The sequence below is a fragment of the Halobacillus litoralis genome, from assembly GCF_009856415.1.
Taxonomy (GTDB): Bacteria; Bacillota; Bacilli; order Bacillales; family Halobacillaceae; genus Halobacillus; species Halobacillus litoralis_C.
In genome coordinates this window covers 24,019-48,151 of the sequence record NZ_WMEZ01000002.1, presented here as the reverse complement: position 1 = coordinate 48,151, position 24,133 = coordinate 24,019, and the positions used below count along the sequence as shown (strand labels likewise).

Annotated in this window: 31 protein-coding genes; 18 read left to right on the top strand and 13 right to left on the bottom strand. The window is 42.5% G+C overall.

Annotation, left to right across the window (positions count from 1 at the left end; translation table 11 throughout):
• Nucleotides 1-356 precede the first annotated feature (356 nt).
• On the bottom strand, nucleotides 357-863 hold the full coding sequence (locus tag GLV98_RS05925) for a phosphatidylglycerophosphatase A family protein (protein ID WP_160913090.1): 507 nt from the start codon (nucleotides 861-863) through the stop codon (nucleotides 357-359).
• Nucleotides 864-1,050: 187 nt separating this feature from the next.
• Here GLV98_RS05925 and GLV98_RS05920 point away from each other — a divergent pair, with 187 nt between their 5' ends.
• Entirely contained in the window at nucleotides 1,051-2,016 is a 966-nt protein-coding gene (locus GLV98_RS05920) for a 2-hydroxyacid dehydrogenase (RefSeq protein ID WP_160913088.1), read from the top strand.
• Nucleotides 2,017-2,542: 526 nt separating this feature from the next.
• Here the strand turns inward: GLV98_RS05920 and GLV98_RS05915 are convergent.
• Nucleotides 2,543-2,764, bottom strand: a complete 222-nt coding sequence (locus GLV98_RS05915) for a NifU family protein (RefSeq protein WP_035511544.1) — start codon at nucleotides 2,762-2,764, stop codon at nucleotides 2,543-2,545.
• Between the two features lie 164 nt (nucleotides 2,765-2,928).
• Between GLV98_RS05915 and GLV98_RS05910 the strand changes: the two genes are divergently transcribed.
• The 3 genes from GLV98_RS05910 to GLV98_RS05900 all read left to right on the top strand — a co-directional run bounded on the left by GLV98_RS05910 (nucleotide 2,929) and on the right by GLV98_RS05900 (nucleotide 4,053).
• Entirely contained in the window at nucleotides 2,929-3,267 is a 339-nt protein-coding gene (locus tag GLV98_RS05910) for a YuzD family protein (protein ID WP_160913086.1), read from the top strand.
• Nucleotides 3,268-3,336: 69 nt separating this feature from the next.
• A complete protein-coding gene (locus GLV98_RS05905; RefSeq protein ID WP_160913084.1) occupies nucleotides 3,337-3,567 on the top strand; it encodes a YuzB family protein in 231 nt (76 codons plus the stop codon).
• Nucleotides 3,568-3,693: 126 nt separating this feature from the next.
• Entirely contained in the window at nucleotides 3,694-4,053 is a 360-nt protein-coding gene (locus GLV98_RS05900) for a HesB/IscA family protein (RefSeq protein WP_160913082.1), read from the top strand.
• 94 nt (nucleotides 4,054-4,147) lie between these two features.
• Here the strand turns inward: GLV98_RS05900 and GLV98_RS05895 are convergent, their stop codons facing one another.
• Entirely contained in the window at nucleotides 4,148-5,134 is a 987-nt protein-coding gene (locus GLV98_RS05895; RefSeq protein ID WP_160913080.1) for an NAD(P)/FAD-dependent oxidoreductase, read from the bottom strand.
• Between the two features lie 295 nt (nucleotides 5,135-5,429).
• Between GLV98_RS05895 and GLV98_RS05890 the strand changes: the two genes are divergently transcribed.
• From GLV98_RS05890 to GLV98_RS05880, 3 genes are all read left to right on the top strand, one after another.
• Entirely contained in the window at nucleotides 5,430-6,650 is a 1,221-nt protein-coding gene (locus tag GLV98_RS05890) for an NAD(P)/FAD-dependent oxidoreductase (protein ID WP_160913078.1), read from the top strand.
• 384 nt (nucleotides 6,651-7,034) lie between these two features.
• Nucleotides 7,035-7,352 (top strand): YuiB family protein, encoded by a 318-nt coding sequence (locus GLV98_RS05885; protein WP_337193723.1) that lies wholly within the window; start codon nucleotides 7,035-7,037, stop codon nucleotides 7,350-7,352.
• A gap of 99 nt (nucleotides 7,353-7,451) precedes the next feature.
• A complete protein-coding gene (locus GLV98_RS05880; protein WP_237417057.1) occupies nucleotides 7,452-8,153 on the top strand; it encodes a 3D domain-containing protein in 702 nt (233 codons plus the stop codon).
• Between the two features lie 44 nt (nucleotides 8,154-8,197).
• Here GLV98_RS05880 and GLV98_RS05875 read toward each other — a convergent pair whose 3' ends face one another.
• Nucleotides 8,198-8,680: a divergent PAP2 family protein gene (locus GLV98_RS05875; protein WP_089654136.1), complete on the bottom strand. Its 483-nt coding sequence runs from the start codon at nucleotides 8,678-8,680 to the stop codon at nucleotides 8,198-8,200.
• A gap of 276 nt (nucleotides 8,681-8,956) precedes the next feature.
• Between GLV98_RS05875 and GLV98_RS05870 the strand changes: the two genes are divergently transcribed.
• Nucleotides 8,957-10,441 (top strand): leucyl aminopeptidase, encoded by a 1,485-nt coding sequence (locus GLV98_RS05870; protein WP_160913076.1) that lies wholly within the window; start codon nucleotides 8,957-8,959, stop codon nucleotides 10,439-10,441.
• 115 nt (nucleotides 10,442-10,556) lie between these two features.
• Nucleotides 10,557-10,784, top strand: a complete 228-nt coding sequence (locus tag GLV98_RS05865) for a hypothetical protein (RefSeq protein WP_160913074.1) — start codon at nucleotides 10,557-10,559, stop codon at nucleotides 10,782-10,784.
• Nucleotides 10,785-10,819: 35 nt separating this feature from the next.
• Here the strand turns inward: GLV98_RS05865 and deoD are convergent, their stop codons facing one another.
• Complete coding sequence (gene deoD / locus GLV98_RS05860) at nucleotides 10,820-11,530, bottom strand: purine-nucleoside phosphorylase (RefSeq protein ID WP_160913072.1); 711 nt, start codon at nucleotides 11,528-11,530, stop codon at nucleotides 10,820-10,822.
• Between the two features lie 93 nt (nucleotides 11,531-11,623).
• Nucleotides 11,624-12,004 (bottom strand): kinase-associated lipoprotein B, encoded by a 381-nt coding sequence (locus tag GLV98_RS05855; protein ID WP_160913070.1) that lies wholly within the window; start codon nucleotides 12,002-12,004, stop codon nucleotides 11,624-11,626.
• Between the two features lie 126 nt (nucleotides 12,005-12,130).
• Here GLV98_RS05855 and GLV98_RS05850 point away from each other — a divergent pair, with 126 nt between their 5' ends.
• Complete coding sequence (locus GLV98_RS05850; RefSeq protein ID WP_160913068.1) at nucleotides 12,131-12,325, top strand: hypothetical protein; 195 nt, start codon at nucleotides 12,131-12,133, stop codon at nucleotides 12,323-12,325.
• A gap of 57 nt (nucleotides 12,326-12,382) precedes the next feature.
• Complete coding sequence (locus tag GLV98_RS05845; protein ID WP_237417056.1) at nucleotides 12,383-12,988, top strand: superoxide dismutase family protein; 606 nt, start codon at nucleotides 12,383-12,385, stop codon at nucleotides 12,986-12,988.
• 27 nt (nucleotides 12,989-13,015) lie between these two features.
• On the opposite strand, the gene GLV98_RS05840 is transcribed toward GLV98_RS05845, so the two are convergent.
• The gene (locus GLV98_RS05840; RefSeq protein WP_160913066.1) at nucleotides 13,016-14,194 is read right to left on the bottom strand and encodes a MalY/PatB family protein; all 1,179 of its coding nucleotides are present in this window, start codon (nucleotides 14,192-14,194) and stop codon (nucleotides 13,016-13,018) included.
• 243 nt (nucleotides 14,195-14,437) lie between these two features.
• Nucleotides 14,438-14,794, bottom strand: coding sequence for a helix-turn-helix domain-containing protein (locus GLV98_RS05835; RefSeq protein WP_160913064.1), 357 nt, complete (start codon nucleotides 14,792-14,794; stop codon nucleotides 14,438-14,440).
• 165 nt (nucleotides 14,795-14,959) lie between these two features.
• Here GLV98_RS05835 and yugI point away from each other — a divergent pair, with 165 nt between their 5' ends.
• Complete coding sequence (gene yugI, locus GLV98_RS05830; RefSeq protein WP_160913062.1) at nucleotides 14,960-15,346, top strand: S1 domain-containing post-transcriptional regulator GSP13; 387 nt, start codon at nucleotides 14,960-14,962, stop codon at nucleotides 15,344-15,346.
• Nucleotides 15,347-15,414: 68 nt separating this feature from the next.
• Here the strand turns inward: yugI and GLV98_RS05825 are convergent, their stop codons facing one another.
• Complete coding sequence (locus GLV98_RS05825) at nucleotides 15,415-15,654, bottom strand: DUF378 domain-containing protein (RefSeq protein ID WP_160913060.1); 240 nt, start codon at nucleotides 15,652-15,654, stop codon at nucleotides 15,415-15,417.
• Nucleotides 15,655-15,793: 139 nt separating this feature from the next.
• Here GLV98_RS05825 and GLV98_RS05820 point away from each other — a divergent pair, with 139 nt between their 5' ends.
• From GLV98_RS05820 to GLV98_RS05810, 3 genes are all read left to right on the top strand, one after another.
• Complete coding sequence (locus GLV98_RS05820; protein WP_160913058.1) at nucleotides 15,794-16,960, top strand: iron-containing alcohol dehydrogenase; 1,167 nt, start codon at nucleotides 15,794-15,796, stop codon at nucleotides 16,958-16,960.
• Nucleotides 16,961-17,828: 868 nt separating this feature from the next.
• Nucleotides 17,829-19,178 (top strand): glucose-6-phosphate isomerase, encoded by a 1,350-nt coding sequence (locus GLV98_RS05815; protein ID WP_160913056.1) that lies wholly within the window; start codon nucleotides 17,829-17,831, stop codon nucleotides 19,176-19,178.
• An 83-nt stretch (nucleotides 19,179-19,261) separates the two neighbouring features.
• Nucleotides 19,262-19,678: a YugN-like family protein gene (locus GLV98_RS05810; protein ID WP_337193722.1), complete on the top strand. Its 417-nt coding sequence runs from the start codon at nucleotides 19,262-19,264 to the stop codon at nucleotides 19,676-19,678.
• Here GLV98_RS05810 and GLV98_RS05805 read toward each other — a convergent pair.
• Together GLV98_RS05805 and GLV98_RS05800 are read right to left on the bottom strand one after the other, a co-directional pair.
• Nucleotides 19,661-20,659, bottom strand: coding sequence for a potassium channel family protein (locus GLV98_RS05805; RefSeq protein WP_160913054.1), 999 nt, complete (start codon nucleotides 20,657-20,659; stop codon nucleotides 19,661-19,663). The two genes, GLV98_RS05810 and GLV98_RS05805, sit on opposite strands and share 18 nt — an antisense overlap.
• 99 nt (nucleotides 20,660-20,758) lie before the next feature.
• The gene (locus GLV98_RS05800; protein ID WP_160913052.1) at nucleotides 20,759-21,310 is read right to left on the bottom strand and encodes a thioredoxin family protein; all 552 of its coding nucleotides are present in this window, start codon (nucleotides 21,308-21,310) and stop codon (nucleotides 20,759-20,761) included.
• A gap of 119 nt (nucleotides 21,311-21,429) precedes the next feature.
• Here GLV98_RS05800 and GLV98_RS05795 point away from each other — a divergent pair, with 119 nt between their 5' ends.
• A complete protein-coding gene (locus GLV98_RS05795) occupies nucleotides 21,430-22,488 on the top strand; it encodes a M20/M25/M40 family metallo-hydrolase (protein ID WP_160913050.1) in 1,059 nt (352 codons plus the stop codon).
• Between the two features lie 101 nt (nucleotides 22,489-22,589).
• Nucleotides 22,590-22,802 carry a hypothetical protein gene (locus GLV98_RS05790; RefSeq protein WP_160913048.1) on the top strand — a complete coding sequence of 71 codons (213 nt, stop codon included), beginning with the start codon at nucleotides 22,590-22,592 and terminating at the stop codon, nucleotides 22,800-22,802.
• A 102-nt stretch (nucleotides 22,803-22,904) separates the two neighbouring features.
• On the opposite strand, the gene GLV98_RS05785 is transcribed toward GLV98_RS05790, so the two are convergent.
• A complete protein-coding gene (locus tag GLV98_RS05785; protein ID WP_160913046.1) occupies nucleotides 22,905-23,081 on the bottom strand; it encodes a hypothetical protein in 177 nt (58 codons plus the stop codon).
• Nucleotides 23,082-23,237: 156 nt separating this feature from the next.
• Between GLV98_RS05785 and GLV98_RS05780 the strand changes: the two genes are divergently transcribed.
• Nucleotides 23,238-23,510 (top strand): hypothetical protein, encoded by a 273-nt coding sequence (locus GLV98_RS05780; protein ID WP_160913044.1) that lies wholly within the window; start codon nucleotides 23,238-23,240, stop codon nucleotides 23,508-23,510.
• A 230-nt stretch (nucleotides 23,511-23,740) separates the two neighbouring features.
• On the opposite strand, the gene GLV98_RS05775 is transcribed toward GLV98_RS05780, so the two are convergent.
• Nucleotides 23,741-23,986 (bottom strand): DUF2164 domain-containing protein, encoded by a 246-nt coding sequence (locus GLV98_RS05775; RefSeq protein WP_160913042.1) that lies wholly within the window; start codon nucleotides 23,984-23,986, stop codon nucleotides 23,741-23,743.
• Between the last annotated feature and the right edge of the window lie 147 nt (nucleotides 23,987-24,133).

The window sequence follows — 24,133 nt, the reverse complement described above, 5'->3', positions numbered from 1 at the left end:
TAATAAAGTATATGGCAGGATTGTGGAAGACTTGATTTCGAGACTTTTGTGTGAGTTTAGGGGCTCCGGGAAAAGGTTCGCTTTCCGTGGGCGAGTGATGAGCCTCCTCGAGCTAACGCTCTGCGGGGTCTCATCTAACACGCACTTCCCACAGGAGTCTCACCGCGCTCCCGCGGAAAGCGAGTCATCCCCCGCAGCCCCGAATCTCTAATGCAAAAGTCTCGAAGCTGAGTCTTCCACAATTGGGGGCTTTTATTGAAGAAAAATAGAGGTAAATAAAAAGCAGTTCAATGGGAAGATACGGTAATGCCGTACAATTCATTGAACTACTTTAAGCTTTAATGATTCATTTTTTATTAAACCTCAGCATCTCCAGCGATGGTGTGGGCAAGTCTGCTGGATGCGGCGGCTGCAATAGCACCGACAATGTCATCCAGGAATGTGTGGCATTCGCCTGAGGATTTATCATTTAACTTTTGTAAAATTCCAGGTTTCTGTTTATCGATATAACCGTAGTTGGTAAAACCGATGGATCCGTAAACGTTTACAATGGAAAAGGCAATGATTTCATCAATTCCATAAAGGCTTTCGTCTACTTCAATGGTGGACTGTAATGGCTCTTCAAGCATTTTCTTTTCTGCTAGCCGATCCATTTGAATCCCAGTAATGACTGCATTCTGAACTTCACGCTTGGTCAATACTTTGTTCACATTGAAGCGGCAGTCGTCCATGGATAATTCGTCGTGATATTTAGACTGTAAGTAATAGACAAGGTCCGCAATGTCATCAATGGTGACCCCTCTTTCCACCAGCCAATCTCTTGCTGTTTTTTCAAGAGTGGATACTTTTCTTTCTTCTGCCATAGTGAAAAACCTCCCTGCTCATCATGACTTGCACTGTACCATACCCGCGTTTATTATTGCACAAACGAGCGGTGTTATGTTCATTATATCAAAACTTCTCTCAGAAGGTGCAAAAGTGTAGAAGGTTGGAAAGTCTCAATGATCATTTGCTATGATTAAAGAATAAAAAATGGATGGAGGTTCGATCATGACAAAACCAAAAGTTTTTATCACCCGTCGTCTTCCTAATGAAGTCGTGAAACCTTATAATGAACACCTTGATATTGAAATGTGGCCAAGTGAAGAAGAACCTGTAGAGCGCCAAGTTTTAATTGAACAAGCCCAATGTTCCCATGGTTTAATGACCATGTTGACGGAAGATGTAGATGAACAAATTCTCAGGCAATCCAACGACCTTTCTATCGTAGCGAATATGGCAGTCGGCTATGATAATGTCGATGTGAAAACAGCGAAGCGTCTAAATATTTCTGTTACCAACACCCCTGATGTGCTTACAGAAACAACAGCGGATCTCACATTTGGTTTATTGATGGCCACAGCGCGGAAAATGATTGAGGCGAGCCAATACATAAAGGACAACAAGTGGAAACATTGGTCTCCGTTGATGTTAGCCGGTACGGATATACATGGGAAAACAATAGGCATCGTCGGGATGGGGAGGATTGGAGAAGCGGTGGCAAAGAGAGCCAAAGGCTTCGGTATGAATGTGCTGTATTATAATCGTTCTCGTAAACCCGAGGCGGAAGAAATCCTTGGTGCGAGCTATGCGGATTTTGAGACTTTACTTGAACAAGCGGATTATGTCGTGTGTTTGACCCCTTTAACAGATGAAACCAAACACATGTTTAATAAGGATGCTTTCCATAGGATGAAAAAAGAGTCCTTCTTCATCAATGCTTCCAGGGGGGCTACGGTAGATGAAGAAGCGCTGTATGAGGCGATCAAAAATAAAAAGATTGCAGGGGCTGGGCTTGATGTATTTGAAGAAGAGCCGATCTCCTCAGAACACCCATTGCTCTCATGCCCTGAAGTGGTCTGTTTACCACATATCGGATCTGCTACAAAGGAAACGAGATATAAAATGATGAAGCTTAGTCTCGATAACCTCGTTAACCATTTTCAAGGCAAACCATTAATCACACCTGTGACTTGAAGCACTGTTCACTCTTAAATTTCATGAAATCGCTTTTGAAGTATCTGGCAGGATTGTGGAAGACTCGATTTCGAGACTTTTATTGAGTGGATAGGGGCTGCGGGGAATGACTCGCTTTCCGCGGGAGCGCGGTGAGCCTCCTCGGACTGCGTCCTGTGGGGTCTCACCCTGCACTTTTTTCCCGCAGGAGTCTCGCCATTCCCCTCCGCCCCTTTGCCATGGAAGATTCTCGAAACCACTTCCGCAATAATCAGTATTTATGATTGAAGAAGCGGATCGTATAAACCGCTCCAGAGTACGTAAAGGCTTGATAAAGAGCGCTTCATACTTCGAACGGTGGGATAGTGGGGAGACAGTCCAACTTGGTACAGGGGTTCGTTTGCCCTAACTCCCGATCTGGCAAACGAACCCCGGTTATCTTGATCCTGAGTTTTCCACAATCGGGAGCTTATGTTGGATATGAGGATGAGCATATTACAAAAAAAGAGCCGCTCCAAGAATGGAGCGGCTCTTTTGGTTAGGTGTTTTAAAATACTTGCTCGACTTCGTAAATTCCTGGTACTTCTTGTGCAAGAGCTCTTTCGATTCCTGCTTTCAAAGTGATTGTGGAACTTGGGCAGTTTCCGCAAGCACCCATGAGCCGCAGGCGGACGATCCCGTCTTCAACATCGACAAGCTCGACGTCCCCACCGTCACGTAGTAAAAATGGGCGAAGTTTATTGAGTACCTCTTGAACCTGTTCATGCATGTTCAATCTTCCCCTTTCTTAAGTATCATTATAAAACGAAATGACTAAAAAATCTATGGTTGTCTAAGTCTCTGTACATTAATATTGAGAACTATTATCATTTTATCTTTTTTCTTATCTTTTGTAAAATAGAAAAAAACGTAACACCATAAGGGAGAGAGTGGATGGGGGATCAACAAGGAGTTCGCGTAGAGGTTTATGGAGCTGATGTGAAATGTGCAAGCTGTGTTAATGCACCTGGCTCAAAGGAGACTTATGAGTGGCTGCAGGCGGCTATAGGAAGAAAGTATAACGATTCAACGGTTACTTACAATTACTATGATATACATGAAGAAAATCAGGATGGAGCCGATCCTTCCATTATCCAGCAGCTATTGGATGATGAGCTATTTTATCCTCTCGTTCTCGTGGGGAATGAAATTGTAGGCGAGGGAGACCCTAGATTGAAAAGAGTGTATAAGGCCTTAGAAAAGAATGGCATCCATCCAAAGGAAAATTCATAGCAGGTTCTGCGGACGATGTGATATGATATAGGATATGATAGGGTTTCATCCAACATAGAGGTGAAGCGGATGAATCCATTAATTGAATTTTGTATCAATAACTTGATCAGTGGGTGTCAGGAAGCAAAAGAGACGCTTGAGAAAGACCCTGATCTTGACGTTGTCGAATATGGGTGTTTAAGAAACTGTGGACTATGTTCCCAGACGCTATATGCAGTTGTAGAAGGTGATCGTGTTATGGCTGATACACCAGACGAATTAGTTGATAAGATTTATGAACACTTGGACGAAACCCTATAAGACGGTGTAGCCATGGACAGGAAAGGTATCCTTTAAGGATGCCTTTTGTTTCTGAATACGGGATGTTTGATAAAAAGTTCTGCCATTTAGTATACTGACGATAAGAAGAGAAAGGAGAGGCTTGGTATGATTCTGAATATCACAGAAGCCGCAAGTCACCAGATTAAAGAGATGATGAAAGAAGAAGAAGGAGATGTTCGTCTTCGCTTCGGTGTCAAAGGTGGAGGCTGCAGTGGATTGTCTTATGCCATGGGCTTCGAAGATGATATCAATGAGGAACTTGATCTTGTAGAGGAGTCTAGTGGAATTCCGGTTGTCATTAACCGTCAAGATGCCGCTATTGTTGAAGGTACGACCATCGATTTCAAACAGAATATGATGGGGGGCGGGTTCACCATTGATAACCCGAACGCGATTGTATCCTGTGGGTGTGGATCGTCATTCAAAACAGCTACAAATGCCGGAACCCCAGATCCAAATTGCTAATATCAAACCTTTCTGTGTCTACAGAAAGGTTTTTTCTTATCTCGGAATCTAAAAAGGAAGAAGCCCACATAAGAGGGCTTCTTCCTTTTGTTTTTTATGAAAACATACTAGTCGAGTGTTTAGGTTGAACACGAGCACCTGGATCGATATAAGCTTTCGCATTGTTGACGGCTGTTGGACCTTCACCAAAACCAGAAGCAATCAATTTTACTTTACCAGGGTAGGTGCAAATATCCCCCGCTGCATAAATGCCTTTGATATTGGTTTCCATTTTGGAATTGACAACGATGCTGTTCTTCTCAATCTCGAGTTCCCAATTTTTAATCGGGCCAAGAGAGGAGATGAAACCGTAGTTCACAATCACATCATCGACGTCGATCGTTTCTACTCGATCTCCTTTCACTTCTTTTAACTCCACCTGTTCAATGCGTTCATCGCCAATCATTTTTTCAGGAGTGAATGGAGTTAGAATTCTAACGTTCGATTCATTAAGTTGTGACACACTGTGTTCGTGTGCTCTGAATTTATCTCTTCTATGGACGAGTGTCACTTGTTCAGCGATTGGCTCAAGCATAAGGGCCCAGTCGACAGCAGAGTCTCCGCCACCAGCAATCATGACTTTTTTGTCACGGAATTTGTCCATGTTACTGACGTGATAGTGGAGGTTTGTTTCTTCAAAACGTTCCGTATCGTCAATTTTCAGCTTCCTTGGTTGGAAGGCTCCATTTCCTGCTGTGATAATAATGGTCTTTGTATAATGCACGTCTTTATCTGTGGTCAGTTTAATGGTTTCATCATCCATTCTTTCTACGGAAACCACTTCCTGATTCAAAGAAATTGTGGGATTGAACATCATCGCTTGTTCTTCTAAATTGTCAACAAGTTCTTGTGCTCGGACTTTCGGAAATCCGGCAACGTCAAAAATGTATTTTTCAGGGTAGAGGGCTGTAAGCTGGCCTCCCAGATGGGGAAGACTTTCAATAATGTTTACACTAGCTTCACGCATCCCGCCATAGAATGCTGTGAATAAACCGACTGGCCCACCGCCGATAACCGTTATATCGTATATTTTTTCACTCATAATAAACCTCCTGATGAAAATTTCACTAAAATACATTCTATCATAAAAAAAAATCTGATGGGAACAATGGGGGTATGTAAACCTTTACAAAAGGGTAATTGATCAATAATTCCGATAAAGGGCTTAAGGGTTGAAAATGGTTAGAAAAAGGTCTAAGATGAAAACAGATAATATAGTAAAAATTTGTGACAATTTCACCTGAAACCGACTCAGGTTTTTTTCATGTTTTCTTGTGTGAAAGTAGTCACAAGCATTAGTCAACGGATCATTATTACGAGATGGAAGTGATTAAATCATGAGAAACCCTAACATTGTGATTCTCGGTGCCGGTTATGGCGGGATCATGACAGCAGTGAAACTACAGAAGAGCCTAGGTGCAAATGATGCAAACGTGACACTGGTCAATAAGCATAGTTACCATTACCAAACGACTTGGTTGCATGAAAATGCTGCGGGTACCTTACACCATGACCGCACACGCATCCAAATTAGTGATGTCATCAATACGAGTAAAGTGAATTTTGTACAAGATACCGTGACAGAGATCAAGCCTGGAGATAAGAAAGTAATGCTCGAAAACGGTGAGCTTTCCTACGATTACCTCGTCATCGGACTTGGTTTCGAGGCAGCTACATTCGGGATTTCCGGATTAAAAGAGAACGCCTTTACCATTAACAGCATCAATAGTGCGCGTTTGATTCGTCAGCACATTGAATATAACTTCGCAAAATATAATAATGAAGCGGAGAAAAAGCAAGAACGTTTGAACATTGTCGTAGGTGGCGCCGGATTTACAGGCATCGAGTTCGTAGGTGAACTCGCTAACCGTGTACCGGAACTTTGCAAAGAATACGACATCCCACGTGAAAATGTACGTATCATCAACGTGGAAGCTGCTCCAACGGCACTTCCAGGATTCGATCCAGAACTTGTGGAGTACGCGATGAACTCCTTAGAAGCAAGAGGCGTTGAATTCAAAATCGGAGCGATGATCAAAGAAGTTACTGAGAACAAGCTCGTTTTCGAAAAAGACGAGCAGCGTGAGGAAATTGAGACCAACACGGTGGTTTGGGCTGCTGGTGTACGCGGAAACTCCCTTGTTGAAAATGCCGGATTTGTAGCAAACCGCGGACGTATCCCAGTCGGAGATGACTTGCGTCCAGAGGGTTATGACGATGTCTTCATTGTAGGGGACTGTGCTCTGATCATGAACGAGGAAACTGGACGTCCTTATCCTCCAACAGCACAGATTGCCATTCAGCAAGCTGAACAAACAGCAGCGAACCTTACTCGTCTGATCAGAGGCGAAGATCACCTTGAGCCATTTGAACCAGACTTGAAAGGGACCGTAGCTTCCCTTGGGCATAATGATGCGATAGGTGTAGTCTTTGATGATAAGAAATTGTTCGGATGGTCAGCGACAGCGATGAAGAAAGTTATCGATAACCGCTACCTTCTAAAATTAGGCGGCATTCCGCTTGTTCTTAAAAAAGGAAAACTTAACTTCTTCCATTAATTATAATAAAGCGAAAGCAGAACTACTGCTTTCGCTTTTCTTTTGGGGAAATTGAACATTCCTCTTCCATAATAGCTCCCTATTCTTGAAGACTCAGTTTCGAGATGTTTGTTGTGTGGATGGGGCTGCGTGGAATAGCTCGCTTTCCGCGGGAGCGCGGTGAGCCTCCTCGGACTGCGTCCTGTGGGGTCTCACCAAGCACTTTGTTCCGCAGCCCCTAAACCACCACAAAAGTCTCGAAATCAAATCTTCCACAATCCTGCCAGTTTGGTTAATAAGCATTTGCATCGATATGGGAGAGCTCTTGCGCTTTTAATGTAACCGTTATAAAATGAGATTTGGATTCGTTTGTGTTTCGTTGAACATACATAGGGGGAAACGTTAGTGAATATCGTGCAGTTCATCGTGTCAATGTTGTTATTTTTTGTGCTATTCTTCGGAATTTCTTTCTTATTGAATATGATTTTACGTTCTTCGTGGTTGATGGCTTTTGTTTATCCGGTCATCGTGCTATTCATCGTTGATGACTTTCCAATGACAAACTACTTTTCGTCTCCAGGGTCCGCCTTCCCTACAGTTTTTGAACAAGTAATCAACCTGAAGCTTGTGGATATCGTCATATTAGCGAGTGGATTCGTCGGTACCATAGTCGCTGGCATCATAATTAAGAAATTACGGAAAAGTGGATACCAAATGTTTTAAAGCAGAACGGTTAACGGCACAATGTGCTGTCAGCCGTTTTTTTATTTTGGTTGAATAAAAGGATGAAGACTCGTTTGAATAAAAAAATGGAGCTTGGACATGATTACACCTAGAGGTGATTTCATGAACAAGCGGACGAAGTCTATCTTTTTTATTCTCCTGTTCAGCTTTGCTCTTTATAGTACTTTTACGAATGTAACAAACCTATCGTTTTCAGACTTTGACGAATGGATATCGTCTAAATTCAAAGGAGAATCTCTGGAGGGGGAGGCTCTCCTTCAAAAAGAACGGGAGCTTTCTGAGAAAAGCTTAAAAATTAAAAACGCTCCACAGACCCATGTATCCAGTGCGGTCATCGAAGCGGTGGAACTGTTGGAAGACACGATTGACCTCACTCAATACCCGAGCCATGAAGTAGTAGCGACAGGTTATACGGCGGGGTATGAATCCACAGGCAAAACGCCGGAGCATCCCGGATACGGAATTACCTATTCAGGTGTAAACGTAAAGCGCGATTTATATTCTACCATTGCTGCCGATTTAGAAATGTTTCCGTTAGGGACTGTGCTGTTTATTCCTGGGTACGGATATGGAGTGGTCGCTGATATTGGTGGGGCCATCAAAGGGAATAAGCTCGACCTCTATTTTCCAACCGTGAATGATGTTTACGATCAGTGGGGAAAGCAGACGCTCGATGTTTATGTGGTGGAAGAGGGGAACGGTCAACTGTCTGAAGAAGATTTGAAGAAATTGAATGAGGATGAATCGTTGCAGGTGTTCCGCTCACAAATGAGCCAATAAAAAATCTCTTCCGCGAAAATAAGTCGGAAGAGATTTTTTATTATTTAATAGATCAAAGAATGAAGAAGGAAGGTGAGCAGAATGCCTGTCAGTCCTCCGAAGAATACTTCAATTGGCTGGTGACCCAAAAGTTCTTTTAGTTCTTCTTTCTTTTGATAGCCTTCTTTTTGCTGCCAGCTCTTGGCTTCACTTACAAACCGGTTAAAATCGTTTAGTAAGATGTTCAACATAATGGCTTGTTCGCCGGTCTGACGCCTTACTCCGGTGCTGTCAAACATGACGATGATACTGAACACACAAGCAATAGCAAAAACAGATGAACCGAATCCTTGTTCAATTCCCACCCCTGTGGCGAGGGCAGTAACAGCTGCTGAGTGACTGCTGGGCATGCCGCCTGTACTGAAGGCGAGACTTGTATTCAATTGTCTGGAAGCAATGAATTGAATCGGGATCTTAATTACTTGGGCGAAAAGGATAGCAGCGATCGACGCCCAAAGGGGGAAGTTTTGAACTAAATCTAATAGCATGATGACATCCTTTCTGATCTTCCGGGGAATAGAAATGGCAATCTATGTAGTTGTTCATTCATACAATATAGAATAGGTGTGCAGGATAAAGTGCATCCATAGGATCATGGCATGCTTTTTTGTAGCGTTCATAGGGTGATGGAGCAAAGTCATTATACCATATGATTCATGGAGCGAGATAGTTATATTCATGTTAAGTTAAGATCAAAGAACGAATCTTTTTCGCAAGGAAATCATAGTGAATTTGTGTATACTTGGGTATGGAGGTGTATCAATATGTATACTGTAACAAATGAATGGAAAGATACGGGATCGTTACTCGTGGGTCTTTTTGAAGAAAATGAAGTGAACAAGCCTACCATCGACAAGGTGAAAAATTCATGTGGAGTCGATCTTGAAGCGTACATAGAAGCTGGGCATTTGTCTACGGAAAGCAAAAAACTGGATAAGGTTTTAGTCATGAATGAAATGAATGAAAGTGATTTGAAGAACATCTATGTGATTGGTCTAGGATCATCACAGAAATTCGATGAAAACAAGTATCGCAAGACATTTGGTCGTGTATTTCAAAGCTTAATCAAAGACAAAGTGTCGTCTGTGACTATTTTGCTAGAAAGTCTTATTCCTGAAGGGGGAAACGTAGAACGATACTCCGCTCTTCTTTCAGAAGCTATGCTGACATCGACGTATCGTCTCCCTTCTTTTAAAACCAATCAAAAAGAACCAGTCGACATCAATGAACTCAACGTTTGGACGGAGCAAGAGGAAAAGGTAGTACTTGAAGCTTTATATAGAGGTCAAGCCTTTGCTGATGGGGTGAATACGGCAAGGTATTTGGTTCATCTGCCTGCGAACATTTTGACTGCTTCTGAGATGGCTGAGTTCGCTACAACGATGGCGGAAGACTATCAGTTCGAGTTGAGCATTCTAGAGAAAGAAGATATGGAAGAGTTGGGAATGGGAGCTTTACTGGCTGTCAATCAAGGCTCTGTAGAACCACCCAAAATGATTGTGCTTAAATATCAGGGACTAGAAGAATGGAAAGATGTTACAGCCCTTGTTGGAAAAGGAATTACCTATGACACAGGTGGCTATTCCATTAAACCGAAAACCGGTATGCCAGGTATGAAGGGAGATATGGGAGGAGCAGCAGCTGTTCTCGGCGCTATGGAAACCATTGGTCAATTGAAGCCGAAAAAGAACGTCATCGCTGTCATTCCATCGTCCGACAACATGATTTCAGGCGATGCCTTCAAGCCGGATGATGTGATTACGTCTATGAGTGGCCTAACAATTGAAGTGTTGAATACAGATGCAGAAGGCCGTCTTGCCCTTGCCGATGGGGTCACCTATGCTCAAAGTCAGGGTGCGGATCGAGTGATTGATGTCGCTACGTTAACTGGAGGCGTCGTAACGGCACTAGGATCTTGGATGACAGGTGCTATGACGAATGATGAGCGTTTGTATAAAGATGTTGAGGATGCAGGGAAATCTGTAGGAGAGCCTATTTGGCTGTTACCTTACAATGATGATTATAGAGCGCAGGTGAGAAAAAGCGCGATTGCTGATTTGAATAACTCGCCAACGAGAAAAGCCCATCCCATCATGGGTGGAGCGTTTGTCGGTGCCTTCGTTGAAAAAGTACCGTGGGTTCATTTGGATATCGCTGGTACATCCATAGCTGAAGGTGCTCACGATTTGGGGCCTAAAGGCCCGACTGGGGTCATGTCCAAAACTTTAGCCCAGTATATTGTGAAATAGTTTAAAAACCTCCCGGATCTGGGAGGTTTTTTTATGTTTATAGGTCCAGACCTCGCACCCCGTATATGACAGACGTATAACATATAGGGAGGTTTATGAGCGAGGAGGATGGGAGATGTTCCAACTAGCGTCGTTGTGGCGGAAAATTCGTTCCTCGTCACGCAGGCGTGCCACCCGAAACATGGTAAAAAAGAACCTGGGGACTTTCCTTATCGTCCAAACGGTGGATGGTGTTTACTATGGCAAAATGGAAAGAGTGTGGGATGAGGAAGTTTTTATTAGTATTGGTGACCGGATCTATGTTGTCCATATCAAAGATATAGAGGGAGTGGGACCAAAATAAAAGCACCCACTACAATCTGTAGGGGTGCTTGCTCATTAATCTTGAATGGCGGCTTCTAGAGCGACTTGAATCATTTCATTGAATGTCGTTTGGCGTTCTTCCGCCGTCGTTTCTTCACCTGTCAGGATATGGTCACTTACTGTAAGAACGGATAGAGCCTGACGATTGTATTTCGCTGCCAGCGTGTACAGCGCTGTTGTTTCCATTTCAACTGCCAGCACGTTGTACTTAGCGAGCAGGTTGAAAAGATCCATGGCTTGATCACGGTAAAAGCTGTCGCTGGTAAATACGTTTCCGACTTTCAGCTTCAAGCCTTTATCAATACCCGCATCATACGCATTTTTCAAAAGATTGAAATCAGCGGTCGGTGCAAAGTCAATGCCACCGAAGACCATACGGTTCATTTGTGAATCCGTTGTGGACGTAGAGGCAAGGATGACGTCACGCACTTTAACGTCGCTTTGCAATGCACCGCAAGAACCGACGCGGATCAGCTTTTGGACACCGTAGCTTTCCATCAATTCATTGATATAGATGGAAATGGATGGCACGCCCATGCCTGTTCCTTGGACGGAAATTCTTTCACCTTTATAAGTACCTGTATAACCGTACATGCCTCGTACTTCGTTATAGCATGTCGCATCTTCTAAAAAGTTTTCTGCAATGTATTTCGCTCGTAGCGGATCACCAGGAAGAAGGATCTTGTCTGCAATGTCTCCGGGTTTCGCTCCAATATGTGTTGTCATGGATATGACCTCCTCCATTACTTTTGACTATATAAAATTACCATACCCTTGAATAGAAAACAAATACGAAAAAAAGCGCTGTCATCCTCCCATTTAACCGAAGTACTGCTTCTCTAAATCATCCAGCTGCTTCTTCGCACTCTGGTTGAAGTCCGTCTCTCTTCTCACAAGCTTCGTTTTAAGAGCATCCACCGCTTCCTTCAAAGAATCTTCATATGAAGGGATCTCTCCTTCAAAAGGCTTAACGGCTTCTTTTTGTACATTCGCTTTTTCATTGTAGCTTAAAGCTTTCCGCTGATGGAAAAAGACTTCTTCTGTTTTGCCGGGGTTATGAAGATCCCCTTGCATCGGGTGTTTATCGACGGCTAGGACTTTTACCAAATAAAAGCGGTTGCGGTCTTCGACGACCTCACCAATATAAATACCCGTTTTATAATGGGCTTTCACGATCGAACCATTTGGAAATTCTGACATACCTTCACTCCTCTTCGCGTGCTCTCTCTATTGTAACAAAAAATTGAAATTGTGAAGATATCGTGAAGCTCTTCATGGAAGAGGGTGAAGTTTGATATAATTCTTTATAGAAGGATGTGTTGCCCTATGATGGAATTTCTTTATTTTCCTCAAGATAAATCAGAGTATATTCCTGCAATCGTCATGCTAATGCTTTTTATCGTATTTGCCGCAATCACAATGATTTGGTTCATAAAAAATTCCCAGAAGGAAGAGCAGAAAGTAGACCAAGCCTATAAAATAGACAATCATGCTAATGAAAAGAATGAAAAGCCGCGTTAGGGCCTGAGCCTGACGTGGCTTTTGTTATATTTTTATAAATCGATGGAGATACTATCCATGGAGTATTTCATGGAACGGAGGATTTATATGAGAGTCTTAATCGGTTTATCGATAGCATTTGTGTTCATTCTTGCTGGGTGTTCGGGGGAAGAACGTTCTCCTTTGAATACATCGATCTATAATGCCGACAACGATAAAATTGGTACAGCAACCCTGACAGAGCAGTCGGAGGGAGTAGAAGTCCAATTAAAAGTAGAAGGACTTGAGCCGGGCATGCATGCTGTCCATATTCATGAGTTTCCGAAATGTGAGGCCCCTGATTTTAAAAGTGCCGGAAATCACTTTAACCCCCTTTCGAAAGACCATGGTTTGATGAATCCGAAGGGAGCTCACGTCGGAGACATGCCGAATGTAGAAGCAGACCAAAGTGGTATGGTGGACACTAAACTAATGCTGCCTGAAGCCAAGCTGAAAGAAGGGCAGAAGTCTTTACTTCGAGATGAGGGGACTTCCATCGTGATTCATAGCGGTCAGGATGACGGGATGACGCAGCCGGCAGGAGATTCAGGAGAACGTATCGCTTGCGGAAAAATTACTCTAAAAGCGGATGAAGACGAAACCAGTGATCCTACAGAGCCGGATAAGAAGCAGGAAGGAAATTAAAAAAGTCTCCCCAAGAGGGAGACTTTTTTATTGTTCTCGCGCCTTTACAGCGCCGATGATACGGGTGAGGCCGTCTTCGATGATTGATTTCGGGGCGGCTATGTTCAGCCGCATGAATCCTTCCCCCTCTTCACCGAAGGAAGCCCCATCGTTCAAGCCTACTTTTGCTTCCTTTTGCATGAATCGCTTCAACTCTGCCTGATCCATCTTCAGTTCTCTACAGTCCAACCAAAGAAGATAAGTGCCTTCTGCTGGAAAAACGCGGATGGAAGATGTTTCGTTATGAAATCGATCGGTGACATAATCGCGATGATTTTCCAGAACATTCATTAATTCATTTAACCATTCTTCACCTTGGTCATAGGCCGCTTCCATGGCTGTCAGTCCTAATGTATTCAGCATCAACATTCCTTGGTTTTTAAAGTGACGGTCGACTTTTTTCTTGGCTGATTCATCAGGTATGACGACGTAGGAAGCCTGAAGCCCTGCTAAGTTGAATGTCTTTGTTGGTGATAAGCAGGTGATGGTTTGCTTGGAAGCTTCTTCTGACAAGCTCGCTGCAGGAATGTGATGGTTTCCTTGATAGACCAAATCTGCATGAATCTCATCTGCTACTACTTTGACATCATGCTTTAAGCAGATATCCATCATCTTTTGCAGTTCTTCTTTTTTCCAAACACGCCCTACTGGATTGTGAGGGTTGCAGAGAATGAACATGGAGACGCTATGGTCTTTGATCTTCTTTTCAAAATCAGCGAAATCAATTTCATATTGCTCTTCGTTCAATTGAAGAGGATTTTTCACTACATGCCTTCCATGATCTTTAATGACACTGTAAAAGGGAGGGTAGACAGGAGTCTGTATAATGATATGATCTCCAATTTCTGTCAGTGATTGTATAATCATATGCAAGGATGGAATAACTCCAGGGCTATAAGTGATCCACTCTGGGTCTATTTTCCATTGATGGCGTTTTTCAAGCCATTGTGTGATGCTTTTTTTAACTTTGGCATCAGGCATCGTGTATCCGAAGATTCCATGTTCTGCTCTTTCTTGTATAGCATTCGTTACAGCTGTTGGAGTTTTGAAGTCCATATCAGCCACCCACATCGGCAGTACTTCTTTATCCTGATAAAGATCTTCCGCCATATCCCATTTGACGGACCTTGTTCCTTTTCTTGAAACGACTTCTTCAAAACGTTCCATCGCGTTTTCCTCCAATACTCCATTTTGTTATCTATCTTACCCGAATCAGACGGTTGAATGAAAATATGTTGTTTGAGTGTAAGGCGCTCGCGAATAGAAAAGGTTCGTTATGTATAGGGGGTATTTATAAAAAAAAGCAAAAAAAAAGCAAAGCGAACGTTCGCTCTGCTTACACAGGGGGAATACGAGAAAGTCTTACGTTACTTAATATAACCATCTTTCATAGTTTATAAACCTATTTTTTTAATTTTTTTGTTGATTTAAATCATAGAGGAGATTCATTGCGCGTAGGACGTCCTGTTCTGAGAAGTCACGGGCTTTCTTTAGTAGGAGTTTTGAACGTTTTACGCCAATTTCCTGTATGAGGGTTTGTAATTCTTCATCAATTTCTGATGAGTTTTCCTCATGGTTTTCCAGTAATTCAGAGGCAGGGATATCAAGGACAGTTGAAATTTTCAGGATGGTATCTAATTCAGGAGTGCGTTCGTCAGTTTCATAACTTTCGAGAGTATGGATCCCTATTCTCGCCTTCATAGCCAGATCTTCCTTTGTGAAGTTTTTCAACTCACGGTATTTTCGAATGTTGTTACCAGTGGACATAAACATACCTCCTCTGTTCTTTCCTATATTATACCACTTTATGGGAGGGGGAATTTCAAACGTTTTAAGAAGTTTAAGATTACTTTGCTAAATGGTCTCTTTTATGGTAAAATCATTTATTGCGTGAAAAGAAGCGAATAATAATTAAATCAGGAGTTGTATAGCATGTCAGATAAGTTTCAAGAAGGTCAAGTTTTAGAAGGTAAAGTTACAGGAATTCAGCCATATGGTGCGTTCGTTGCTCTAGATGAGAAGGTTCAAGGTCTTGTTCACATTTCAGAAGTCACTCACGGATACGTGAAGGATATCAATGAGCACCTTTCTGAAGGTGACGAGGTACAAGTTAAAATCTTGAACATCGATGAAAAGAGCAATAAGTATTCTCTTTCTATCCGTGCGACGCAAGAAGCTCCAAAAGCAGCAACACGTCGTCCTCGTAAGCAAGCAGCACCGAAACAACAGGAAGAGTCCACAGCTGGTTTCAACACGCTGAAAGACAAGCTGGAAGATTGGATCAAACAATCCGACGACCGTGAGAAATTCCGTAAATAAGAAAGATGTGAAAAGGACCTGTTCCACGGAACAGGTCCTTTTTTTTATGGGGATTCAGTTTGCAATTTTTATTCCGCCGGATCAGCTTCGGGGGATTTCTCATGCTCAGCTACCGGTGAAAAATAAAGAGATATGACGATAAGTCCGCTAATACCGACAAGTGTATAGATTACCCGTGCCAGCCATGCTCCTTGTTCACCACCTCCGAAAAGCCCAGCGACAAGATCGTATTGAAATAAACCAATCAACCCCCAGTTAATGGCTCCGACAATGACTAGAAGAAGGGCCACACGATTCAACCAATTCATTCAAAACACCTCCTTTTCTTTATTCTTTATTAGCTTAAACACAGGGAAAAATATTATACGAATTGCATATCTTTTGAGAATACCTCGGAATTCGGGGATAATATCATCGTACGCTCAGTTTAGAAAGGGGAATTCCATTATGGATGCTTTTACTTTTCATAATCCAACGAAATTAATTTTTGGTAAAGACCAAATTAGTCAATTACCTTCCCAGTTACCGGCCGCTACTAAAAAAGTGCTTGTAATTTATGGTGGAGGAAGTATAAAGAAGAATGGTGTTTATGACCAAGTGATGAGTCAGTTGAACGAAGCTGGTGTTGAAGTCCAGGAACTATCAGGTGTAGAACCCAATCCGAAACTGACGACTGTCGAAAAAGGAGTTCAGATTTGTAAAGAAGAAAACATTGATTTCCTTCTTGCTGTAGGGGGAGGAAGTGTCATTGATTGTACGAAAACCATTGCAGCTGGAGCAAAATACGATGGAGCTCCATGGGATCTCGTTACGAGAAAAGCGAAGCCAGAATCAGCTCTTCCATTCGGAACGGTATTGACCCTTGCAGCTACAGGATCCGAAATGAATGCAGGTGCCGTTATAACCAATTGGGAAACGAATGAGAAATATGGATGGGGAGCAGCTCCTCTTACAAACCCGACTTTCTCTATTCTTGATCCTGCTTACACCGTTAGTGTTCCGGAAGATCAAACGATTTATGGAATTGTTGATATGATGACACACTTGTTTGAACAATACTTCCATAATCCAACACAGTCCCCTGTGCAAGATGAGATGGTGGAAGGTGTATTGAGAGCTGTCATCGAAACAGCTCCTAAACTTCTTGAAAACCTGGAGTCACTAGAGCATAGAGAAACCATTTTGTATGCCGGGACCGTTGCACTTAACGGCATGCTTCAAATGGGATATCGAGGGGATTGGGCCAGCCACAATATCGAACACGCAGTATCTGCTGTTTATGACATTCCACACGCAGGCGGACTCGCAATCCTATTCCCCAACTGGATGAAACATAACATGGAAGTCAACGAACAACGCTTTGCTCGTATGGCTACAAAAGTGTTTGGTGTCAATCCAGAAGGGAAAGGGGATAAAGAAGTCGCAGAAGAGGGCATCAAGGCTCTACGTTCTTTCTGGAGTTCGATCGGCGCTCCAGAAACACTCGCTGATTACGATATTGGCGACGACAAATTCGATGTCATCGTCGACCGTGCTATGAAGCGAGGACCATTCGGAAACTTCAATCAATTGCATGAAGAAGACGTTCAAAAAATCTTGGAGATGTCCAAATAAAATACAAGCAAATCGGAGGGGCTTTCCCTCCGATTTTTTTATACAATTATTAAACTAAATGGCAGGATAGTGGAAGACTCAGTTTCGAGACTTTTGTTTAGTGGTTGGGGCTGCGGGGAATGACCCGCTTTCCTCGGGAGCGCGGTCGGTTCCGGCGCCTAGCGGCTAGTGAGACTTCCCTCTCTTCTGTACGATAAGTCAACATCGAATCACTTCTTTCTTCGGGTTTCCTTTATCTCCGCCAGCTCAGTCCAGTCCATACGCCGCTGATTGAGGCGCCTCCACACTTAAGATAGGAGTCTCGCCATTCCCCTCCGCCCCTAGGCTATATCAGTTTCTCGAAACCACTTCTCGGCAACTCCTCTAGTATACTTAAGCAAAGTGAATCATATAAAGCCCTCTTTAGTGGTGATTCTCAGCGCCAAAGGCCTGACAGAGCACTTTATTTTGGGTTGGGGTGGAAGACGTTCCCCACTTTGGGTATAGGGGTTCGTTTCTCACATACATCGAATGGGGTGGTTGGGAAGCTGCGAGACTCCCGTGGGAATGGATTGGCTGGCGAGACCCCACAGAGCGAAGCTCGAGGAGGCTTGCCGTCATCCCCACAGGAAAGCGAGTAGCTTCCCAGCCACCCCTGACGCTCAACACGGCAACGAACCACGGAAACATCTCGAAACTGAGTCATTAAGAATAAAGAGCTATAGTTGAATAAAGTAGGAGTTCAGGAGTGAGTGATATTCCAAAATTTTTCATATTCATGAAAGTTTTCAATGTATCCGTTTACAATTTGGCGATTGCTTGATTTGAAGGTAAGGTTTCGATAAAGTGAAATTGGTCAAGCAAAAAATGACGATTTGGAGGGTCATCAATGACACATGTTCGTTTTGATTACGAAAAAGCTTTGCCTTTCTTTGGTGAGCATGAACTAGAATATATGCAAGGAGCTGTATCTCTTGCACATAAATCCCTGCACGAGAAATCAGGAGCAGGAAATGACTTCTTAGGATGGTTGGATTTACCTGAGGATTACGATAAAGAAGAATTCGCGCGTATCAAAAAATCCGCTGAAAAGATCAAATCAGATTCTGATGTTTTACTAGTCATCGGAATCGGAGGATCCTACTTAGGGGCGCGTGCTGCACTTGAAATGTTGAATCACAGTTTTTACAATGAGTTATCTTCTGATGACAGAAAAACTCCTCAAGTTTTCTTCGTTGGTAACAGCATCAGTGCACCATATATGAATGAACTTTTTGATGTACTTAAAGACAAAGATGTTTCCGTGAACGTCATCTCTAAGAGTGGAACGACGACAGAACCGGCCATTGCTTTCCGTATCTTCCGTAAGTTCCTTGAAGAGAAGTATGGCGTAGAAGAAGCACGTAAACGCATCTATGCAACAACAGACAAAGAAAAAGGAGCCTTGAAGACACTTGCGAGTGAACAAGGCTACGAATCCTTCGTCGTACCTGATGATGTCGGCGGGCGTTACTCTGTTTTGACTGCCGTTGGACTTCTCCCGATTGCTGCAAGCGGAATCGACATTGATCAAATGATGAAAGGTGCTCAGGCTGCTCAAAGTGAGTTGAGCACGGATAAGCTATCCGAAAACCCTGCGTATCAGTATGCGGCCGTGAGGAACGTCCTTTATAACAAAGGAAAAACGATTGAAATGCTTGTGAACTATGAGCCATCCCTTCAATATTTCGCTGAGTGGTGGAAGCAATTGTTTGGAGAAAGTGAAGGGAAGGACCAAAAAGGAATTTTCCCTGCCTCTGCAAACTTCTCCACAGACTTGCACTCTCTTGGACAATATGTACAGGAGGGGCGTCGTGACTTGTTTGAAACGGTTTTGAATGTAGAAACGCCATCTTCAGACATTACGATCGAGGAAGACAGTCAGAACTTGGACGGCCTCAATTATCTCGCAGGAGCTACCGTTGACGAGGTGAATGAAAAAGCTTACCTTGGGACAATGCTTGCACACACGGACGGGGATGTGCCGAACTTGATCTTGCACCTGCCGAAACGCGATGCTTATACGTTTGGTTACCTTGTGTACTTCTTCGAAAAAGCATGTGCGATCAGTGGTTATCTATTGGGTGTGAATCCATTCGACCAGCCGGGTGTAGAGGCATACAAAGTCAACATGTTTGCGCTACTTGGTAAGCCAGGATTTGAAAAAGAAAAAGAAGAACTTGAAAACCGTTTGAAATAAAAAGAAAAGCGCAGGTCCTCCAGAAAATGGATGACCTGCGCTTTTTTTGTTTGGGCATAGTAAGGAATAAAGGAGTGATGACAGTGATTCCATTATCTTCACCAATTACAGGGCAAGTCTACACATACAATGATGTGGAGAGTGAATTAAAGGCTCTTGGCTTTAAACTATCCGATAACTGGGATTATGAGCATGGATATTTTGACTATAAAATAGACGATCATGTAGGTTATCAGTTTATTCGTCTTCCATTCGTCGTAACCTCAGGTTCTTTAGATGCACCTGGCGATTATGCCATGATTGAGATGAAAGAACCGTTTCTGCTATCTCATAAATATAATCCAGGTCTTGATGACAACGTCAAGGAAGGGAACTTCCGAGCGATATTTGATCAGTTCCAGGAGCCGGTGGATAAAGACGCGTCTTTTCCTGAAGAGCACGTCAACAAGGGAAGAGAGTTGCTTGCCCAGGTTGAACAGGTTTTACTTTCGAAGGGGTGAAAAAACGACAAGTACATCCCCTTCTTCCAATACGATATCAGGGTGAAGGTCGAAGGAGAGATCTTCGCCTTTTTTTATGCCGATAATTTGATAATGTTCTTTCAGATAATGTTCAAAAGCTTTGAGCATAGGCTTTCCAATAAGTTCACCACTAATTGTTTCTTCATGAAATTGTCGTTCAGTCAACAAGTCAAGAAGAAGTTCAAATGGTTTGACGGGGTCGTTCCGATAGAGCTCCTGGTAAAACAGGCTGCTCATAAAGTCATTAGAACGAATGATGGTGTTGGCTCCTGCCCGTTCTGCATTGATTTTTTGCTTTTCGGTTAGTACTTCTGCGATGATAAACAATCCTGGATGGTGCCCTTTCAGCGCGACAATTTGATGAATGACCGTCTGATCGGATTGTTCTTCTTCCATGGATGGATCAGCGGTGATGATCGCCATTCTTGCTTCACTTACATTGGCATGTACAAGCGTTTCTTCGTTTGTGGCACTTCCGTTAATGAAGTGCACACTGGATAAACGCTGATAAAACTGGTTCATTGTACGGTCAATCAGAACAATTCTTTCTTGCAGGTTTTGTTCTTCCAACATGTCCAGCAAGTGGCGAGTCCGTTCATTCCAACCTACAAGGATTAAGTGATCACTCCCTTTATAGGGCACTTTTCCTTCTGATAAGTCCGTTTCGTGTTTAACTGTAGATGCTGAGAGAGTGGCCATATAGAAAGTCACGAGGCCTCCACCTGATAGAATGAGAAGGATCGCAATAATTTTTCCCGTAGCACTTAACGGTACATAATCACCATAACCAACAGTGGCACCTGTCACAAAGGCCCACCAGAGACCATCAAAAAAAGTAGGAAAGTTTTGCGGTTCTATGATATGGATGATCAATCCGAATAACGACATGGTAAACAGTACAGTAGTCAATAACCGCAAAAACAGCGGCATTTGGAAGTAAAGGCGGATTAAGGATTGCATGCCATACGCCCCTTTTTTATCCTCAGTATGGCTATTCCTGTCTTTCTTCAAACATAAAAGGACTTCCTTAATACTAAGGAAATCCTCTTGGAAAAGGGCTTATGAAATTTTTTCTTTCAAATCTTTATAGACACAAGACCAGAAGTCCCGATTATCACGATAGGCTTTTGTAATGAATGTCAGCATTTCCTTCCGTTTTTCGTTAAAATCCTCAGCATTATGATTAGGGAGGTTCGCTAATGAATCATCTATAAATGCTTGGATTTCAGGAGTACGGGGTCCCCAAGTTCCCACTTCATTTCCTTTCGTGTCGATAAAAATGATTTTAGGGATGGATCTTGATCGACCGTTGGTCAAATATTGATCCATCAGCTCTAAATTCTCATCACGCAAAAGGAAATGAACAGGGATATGTCCATGCTCTGCAATTTTTAAGAAAATCGGCAAGTTCAGCATCGCATCTCCACACCAGTCCTCTGTAAGAACAATCGCGCGTAATTTCTTATTTTGGACTTTTTCGAATAGGGGGTGATCTTCAACGGGGACAGGGAAGTTTTCATATATATAAATGAAGTCTTTTTGGTGTTTTTGCATATGATCGACGTATGTCTGTGCTGTCATTCCTTTGTTAAACCAGTTTTCTAAGTTCATTCCAATTCCTCCTCTAAAAATTCCGTACAAGACCATGTTCCCTCATTAGGATCAGAATAAGCGTCTAATTATAATGGAATCCCCCTTTTTTGGTATGATAAAAGAAAAGGGGGATGATTATGGAAAAAGAACGATTGAATTTCTTAATGGAATTGCTAAACACACCTTCTCCATCCAGCATGGAAATGGAGATACAGAAAAGATGGATCAAAGAAATGCGTCCGTTTGCTGACGAAATCAAAACCGATCATGCCGGGAATGCCATCGCTGTATTGAATCCTGATGCGGAATTCAAAATTCTGTTAGCTGGACACTGTGATGAAATTGCGCTCGTCATCAACCGTATTGATGATCAAGGCTATCTTCATTTTGACAAAATGGGGGGCATCAACCCGAAAGCTGCCGTAGGAATGAAGGTTCAAATTCTTGGCTATGCCAAAGAATTGTCAGGGGTCATTGGAGTGAACGCTCAACACCATGGTGGGTTGAAAGGTGACTTTGGTTTAGATGATCTTTTTATTGACTGTGGAGCCCAATCGAAAGAAGAGATGGAGCAGTTTGTTCAAATTGGTGATCTTGCTGTTTATAAAAGAGAGCCGGAACTGCTGATGGATCGATACATAGCTGGACGCGGTCTTGATAACCGTACCGGACAATTCATCGTAGGGGAAGTATTAAGAAGGCTTTCTAAAGAGAGTATTCAAGTGGGGGTCTATGCGGCAAGCACCGTTAATGAAGAGACCAACATGGGGGGAGCTTACTTCGCCGCAGCTGGTATTGAACCAACGATGGCGATTGCCTGTGATGTGACATTTGCTACCGATTATCCAGGGGTCAACAAGAATAAACATGGAGACGTCCGCTTAGATGGGGGACCTGTACTGGCAAAAGGAGCTCCGATCAACCGGAAGATTAACAAGCTCCTTGAAAGCACAGCGAAATCTCTTGAGATGGACGTGCAGTATGAGTTAACACCTAGAATGACAGGGACAGATGCCGATAAGATGAGACTTACTGGCAAAGGCGTTCCAGTCAGCCTCGTTTCTCTTCCACTCCGTTATATGCATTCTCCTGTAGAAACCGTAAGCGTAAAGGACATCGAAGAAGAGATTTCCTTAATGGTAGAAATGATAAAGAATATGACAGGAAACGAAAGTCTGAATCCGCTAGTAGATTAATTTCTTCAAGCACCGAGGGATCTTCCCTCGGTGTTTTGTTTATTTAAAGCATAATTGGAAAGAATAGCAGATATAATCTTCTATATTAAGGAGTGATCTGCATGGATCGGGAAGTACTGCATCAACAAATTATGACGTTGAAAGGTAAGATTTGTGCCGGACAGTTACAGTTGCATGGGTATGATGAATACATTCTTATGCAGCTTGATAAGGTGAAAGATAGTGAAGATGGTCTCGTCGATGTATCTACTGTTTCTTCTACTCTTCGTCTGTTTATCGATGCTACAGAAAAAATGCAGTCTCCATTGGCATAAAAGAATAATGAAGGCGCTGAATTGCGTCTTGTTTAGGTGAAATTGAACTGAAGGCCTAATCAATAAAAAAAGGAAGCCAACGAAATGTGGCTTCCTTTTTTATTATCGATTATTTTTTGGAAGAGCGTTTTGTAAACTTTGAGCTACTTCACTATTTTGGACATTTTGACCCACTTGCTGCATTCCACCATTGCGATTCATTCTATTTATCCCATACATAGCTGCTGCACCTATAGCCCCAGCTGTTCCTAATGCTAACCATGAGTTTCTTCTTCCCATATTTAATCATTCCTTTTAATGTAATGGTTTGAAAGGAGTTACATGACTATTCTGCCTCGAATGATGGATCTTATAATAAATTTTTTGGACGATTCAGGTGTATGAATTCTTATGGTATGCAAATAGTAAAGGTTAACATATCAAGGAGGTGAGAAGATGAAAAGACAACTAACAATCGTGATGGTGGTGCTACTCACTTCCATTTTATCTGCATGTGCAGGTATGGATCAAAATGAGCCAGAAGATGTCAATTATCAACCCACACGTTATGATCAAGATGATCAGAGAAATCGCATGGATCGGGACGAAGATATGAGACGTGACTTGGAAGAACCTATCTTAGATAGGGATGAACAGGAACCGGACCTTGGAGAAGAACCTTCTGAAGAAAACCGGGAAGTTGACGAACAAATGGACCGGAGAGAATAGTCGCCATTTATAACCTTCTCTATTTAAAAATCTTTACATGGAAAGACATGATCAATGTTTCGTTTTATTAGGACTATTTCACTTATGTATGTTCCCAAAGTCGGGGGCCTTTTTGGAAAATACTTTTAAAGTATTTTCCTTTTTTTATTTACGATCGTTACTGTCACTAGTCATTTCTATAAGATCCACTTAATAAAAACGAGTGAACCATTCAGGTTCACTCTAAATTGTTAACGACGGATGGGATGTTCGAGTGTACGAACCTCTTCTTCAATCGAAGAGTATTGGGTTTGTAGAACGGTGATCGCATCGTTTACCGCATGATTATAAAAGTGAGAAGCTAGTGTGTTTTTGAAGAATTCCAAGAAGTTTTCAGCCGCAAACTCCGATATTTCTTCATCTCTTTCGTTTAGAAAGAAATGTTGGATGTCTTCAACCATCAATTGTCTCTGTTCTTTTGATAAATTAAATTTCATATGACCACTCCTTTGAATAAGCAACAGGAGCATTATAACGTGGTGGAAAATTAGATGACAGTCTTTTATTTATTAAAAAATTATGTACAAAACTATTTAAAGATGAGAGGAACTTCATTTAAGAGATAGACCTGAAATATTCCTTTA